Annotated in this window: 3 protein-coding genes and 2 pseudogenes; 2 read left to right on the plus strand and 3 right to left on the minus strand. The window is 41.1% G+C overall.

Annotated elements, in window-relative coordinates:
- Positions 1 to 179, plus strand: a pseudogene (locus tag ETC02_RS16105) (IS701 family transposase); the annotation flags it as partial.
- Between the two features lie 33 nt (positions 180 to 212).
- Here the strand turns inward: ETC02_RS16105 and ETC02_RS16110 are convergent.
- Positions 213 to 509, minus strand: a complete 297-nt coding sequence (locus ETC02_RS16110) for a DUF3986 family protein (RefSeq protein ID WP_050368390.1) — start codon at positions 507 to 509, stop codon at positions 213 to 215.
- A 223-nt stretch (positions 510 to 732) separates the two neighbouring features.
- Here ETC02_RS16110 and ETC02_RS16115 point away from each other — a divergent pair.
- Positions 733 to 1609 (plus strand): annotated as a pseudogene (locus ETC02_RS16115) (IS982 family transposase).
- A 159-nt stretch (positions 1610 to 1768) separates the two neighbouring features.
- On the opposite strand, the gene ETC02_RS16120 reads toward ETC02_RS16115, so the two are convergent.
- Together ETC02_RS16120 and ETC02_RS16125 are read right to left on the minus strand one after the other, a co-directional pair.
- Positions 1769 to 2083, minus strand: a complete 315-nt coding sequence (locus ETC02_RS16120; protein ID WP_049625046.1) for a hypothetical protein — start codon at positions 2081 to 2083, stop codon at positions 1769 to 1771.
- A gap of 931 nt (positions 2084 to 3014) precedes the next feature.
- Entirely contained in the window at positions 3015 to 4226 is a 1212-nt protein-coding gene (locus tag ETC02_RS16125) for an MFS transporter (RefSeq protein ID WP_050368391.1), read from the minus strand.
- Positions 4227 to 4613: the final 387 nt, after the last annotated feature.

Here is a 4613-nt window from a genome sequence, read left to right on the forward strand (position 1 = left end):
ATTGGGCGGTGGTGCTGTTGGCCTGCGTGTACAGCATCGCCGAATCCCGACAAAACCTCTCCACCGGGCTGGAGCTTCTTCGGTCGCGAAAAGACCACAGCGTCGTCGAGTTCATTTATGACGCTGCAAAGCAAGATATTCCCATTGATGTGATCAAAAAACAGCTCCGTATCGCGTAAGGGGTACCCTGTTTGTCTCTCTAACCATGGAAATTATTGTAATGAAAAATGCTCATCTACAGTTATATTATTTGCTTTTAACCATTCTTCAAATAGCTTACTTCCGACTTCATAAGATAAATCATCTGCATCAACAGTAAAAATCTTGTAACCATATTTTTCATGGAAATCATACTTATCTAATATTTTTTTAACTAATGTAGTATCTTGTTCATTATCTAAAAAAACTACCCATTTATTTTCATTCTGAATTTTATATGCGACTGCTTCTAAATCAACATTGTTCTCATAATATCCTAAATGAAGATGCTGATTTGGATCAAATTTCACGTTTATTCACTCCCTATAATTGATTTGATTACCATATGAAGTGATGTTTTTTCATATTAGGAGCTACATGATAATGTAGATAAGGTCCTTTTCCGTCAATATAATGATAATCTAATCTAAAACCCGTGGTGCTAGATAAACTTGAGCAAGCATAAAAATAGCCCTTGCTGGCGGATCTCCTGTAGAATGAAAGTGCGACCTACCATTCGAAAGGAGAATCCCCATGCAAGAGCACTTTCATTTTACTACAGATCGGGCCAAGATTCAAAAGCAATATGCCGCCATTTTCGTTTTTGTTTCTGCCCAACTGTCATCGATTCAGATGTACCTACAGCGTCGCAACCGCCATTTGGTCAAACAGGAAGACGCCGTGGTCATCGCGATTCATCTTTTAGGAAAGCTGCTCGGTTTTACTTCTGAACGGGCGTGGCATCGTTTTGTCACGGGAAATTTGTTCACAAACGGCTCGTTTCTCGAACGTTCCCGGTATAACCGCCGCTGCCGGGCGCTTGGCTTCGCTATCAAATGGATCGCCGTCGTGAGCAAAACGCGGCCAACATCATGCCTATGCCGTCGTGGACAGCTTGCCGCTCCCATTGTGCCATACGGCAAGAATGCATCGCGTCAAACGGTTTCAAGAGATCGCCGACATCGGGTATTGCGCTTCCAAAAAGCAATGGTACTACGGGTTGAAGCTGCACCTTCACGTGACCGATCAAGGGCTGCCAATGGGGTATGTGGTGACGGAAGCATCTTGCCACGATCGAATCGCAGCCGAAAGCGTGATGACCCAAATTCCCCACCCGTATAACTTCGGGGACAAAGGATTCATTAGCCGTGACTTGCAAAAAAGGCTGTACGAAGAATACCAAATGGCGCTTTGGACTCCGTCTCGAAAAAACCAGAAACATCGTGCGTCTGAGACATGGGAGCAGTGGATCCAACAAAAACGCAAAGTGATCGAGACGGTGTTCTCGGTTCTGGTTGACCACTATCGCATCACGGGGATCCGAGCCAATTCGATTATCGGATTTGGAGTGGCACTAGACGGTATATTGTTAGCTTATTCCCTGGTTACACTTGGGCTAGTTGAGCGCTAAAGCTCAACTAGCACCACGGGTGGATAAATCATCAGCTTCTCTTCCGTCTTCGTGCGCGGCCGGGCAGGAGGGGATTTGATCGGGATCGAAGAAGCCGAGATGCAAAAATCAAAGCCGCGCTTGACTCGCAGTCAAACGCGGCTTTCGGATGAAGGAAAACTAGCGAATGGATTCAAGCTGCTTGGCCAAATGGTGAAGTTTTTTCTCGTGCTGGATGGTTTTGGACGCGAGGAAATGGACGGTTTCTTGCGTTTCGGTCAGCTCTACGCGCAAGCCAGCGAATTTTTGTTCGAGTCGGTCGAACCGCTCGTTCACCTCGGCGCGAAATTGCTGCATCTCCGCTCTCAGCTGGTTGGCCGTTTCTTGCATTTCCGCTCTCAGCTGACTTCCCATTTCGTCAATTTGGGTGCGGATGTCGCGGGAAAATATTTTCAGCGCCTCGACCACTTCTTTCACCACCGTATCGCGCTCCATGCTTGTTCACCTCCTCTTTTTTGATTATACGACGTGAAGCAGGGAAAAGAAAAGGACGTTTTGAATAAGATTTTTCTCTGTTAATGGATGGTTGGCTTGAGTTGCGGCGTCGTGATTGATCCATGATCATGGTGGCGTTTTGAGGGAACAGGTGGCTCGGCTTATTTTTTGTAATTTTTAACAAATATAACCCGAGTTCGACAGTTTTGAGGCCATTTTAGGCAAATGGAAATGATCAAAATGCTGTTATATCAAGCACTTCGTGGTGCGGATCCTAGAAAAAACTTCGAATTTCACAGGCACACGATTTATTCATTTATTCTTTTAAAAACGGAGACCTTTCTCAACGAACCGAGCTGACGTCCAAGCAAGCTATTGCCGTATCTCCGTGAGCGGATGGGCAGCATGCATCGCCCGAATCATCCGCACCGTCCGGCTGCGGCGCATAAGTAACCGTGGGTGCATTCTTGAAACGGGTGCGAACTCCCCCTTGAACGGCTGCTTCTTTCCATATGGAGGGAGCGGCCGTTCGTTTTGTTCACTGGCGGCGAGTGATTGAGTATATTTTTTTGAAAAAGTGTTTTATCTTTGATTGGATCGCGTTAGTTGAGTGTTAAAACAATATTAATATCATTTTTATTATCTATCCTGCGTGCTTCCCTCAAGGGAGCGACATTCCGTGGTGCACCAGACTACTGGGGTCTGTCTATCCTTCGGACTTTTACGTACCATAGATACAACGATCTCATGACCCCAGCTGCAAGGAGGCCATTTCGACAGAAGGTTGTTTTCATCCTTCCGATGGCGACAAAATTTTTTCGTCATGGGAGTCTATATAGTTTTTCTCTAAAAACTCGTAAATACATAGGTAGTTCAACAACTCCTGAAGAACCTGTAACGCCAACTAATATATTCAAGCTTAACACCTCCTTTACATTACAGTTTCTCTTGGCGTACCTTTTCTCTCATTAATTAATAACGAAGATAAACTAGTAACTATACCCAAAGCACCTGCAATGAAGAAAAGATATTTTATATTGAAATAATCAACACTGACCCCAAAAATAAACTGGGCTACTGGCGTTGAAAGCATTGAAATCGCCATCATAATACTATTAACTCTTCCTAATAAATGAATAGGCACAGAACGTTGAACAAAAGTAGGTATAAGGACTCCTATAAAACCAGTAATTAAGCCAATTACAAAAACGAAAATTAGAATAATCAAAAAATTTTGGGTGAAACATAGTGCGGCAATACCAGTAGCTTGTAAAAGAAAAGATAAATAAATAATCTTCAATTCAACCTTGTGAATGCTTTTAACTGAAAAGATTAAACCAGTTAACAAACTTCCCATTGACATCGATGAATATATATATCCTAAATACTTAGCATCATCACTAACATTTTTAGCTAAAAAAGGGAACAATACATTAACCCCGTTTGCTCCAATATTTACAAAAAATATAGTTATAACCAAATAAAAAATCATTTTTTGTCTATTCAAAAAACTAAAACCAAGTCTTAAATCCGAAAAGTAAGAAGTTTTGTCATTATTATCGTTCATATTTTCAAGATGACTATTTTTAGAGTCAATAAACAAAATTAAAAAAGTTGAAAATACATATAAGATAGAAATGGCTATCAAGGAATGTTCTATTGAGATTGATTCAACCATCCAAGCGGCGATTAAAGGGCCCAAAATGATCGTTGTTCTTACAACAGTGAAGTATTGACTATTGAGACGACTCAAATATTCAGTAGCGACTAATCTTGGCTTTATTGATTCTGAGGCTGACCAATAAAAAGCATCAATCGCTCCAAACAAAACGGAGACCATTATGAGAATTGCAAAAGAGATAGTATGATCCCATAACAGAATAGCCAAAACTAACACAATGATTGCCCTTATCATGTCTGACAACCACAGAAACAACTTTGCCCCTATTCGATCAATAACCGGGCCGCAAAGAAGCCCAGCAATAAATCTCGACAAACCTAGGGAAAATAAAACTGCTCCCATCAAAAAACCTGATTGTAAAACATCAGCAATATACCAAGCTATAACAACACTGTATATGACATCCCCCAAGTTTGAAAGAAACGTTGCTATACAAAATTTTGTAGCGTTCAAAATGATCACCCTTAGAAAGATTGAGACTAGGCATGTAATGCACTTGTGAAACAGAACAAAATCAAAACATAGGATAAGGGGCGGTTTTAATATAACTAAAGATTCATTATACTACAATTATTACAATAATTATTTTATTAGGAAAATACGGTAATGTAAAGAGTTTTTTGTAATACCTCGTCTCGTTTTGTCGGATATCGTTGAATGCAACATATCTTTTGTTTATGTTGAATAATTGAAAACACAAAAAAAGAAGCCAACGAGTGGCTTGAACATATCCCTGTCAAGTAGACAGTGTGAAAAATACCCACCTTCTTCAGCTGCTTGTTAGGATAGTGGAATGAGGAAACGTTGTCAAGGAAAGCACTTGACAACGTCTCCTTCATTCCACTTCAT

Origin of the sequence: Geobacillus sp. DSP4a (assembly GCF_013096875.1) — a bacterium.
Taxonomy (GTDB): Bacteria; Bacillota; Bacilli; order Bacillales; family Anoxybacillaceae; genus Geobacillus; species Geobacillus thermophilus.

What these genes read in the sequence shown, in the direction of transcription:
- ETC02_RS16120 (WP_049625046.1), bottom strand. Translation starts at nt 2,083, where the DNA reads ATGGAGCGCGATACGGTGGTGAAAGAAGTGGTCGAGGCGCTGAAAATA.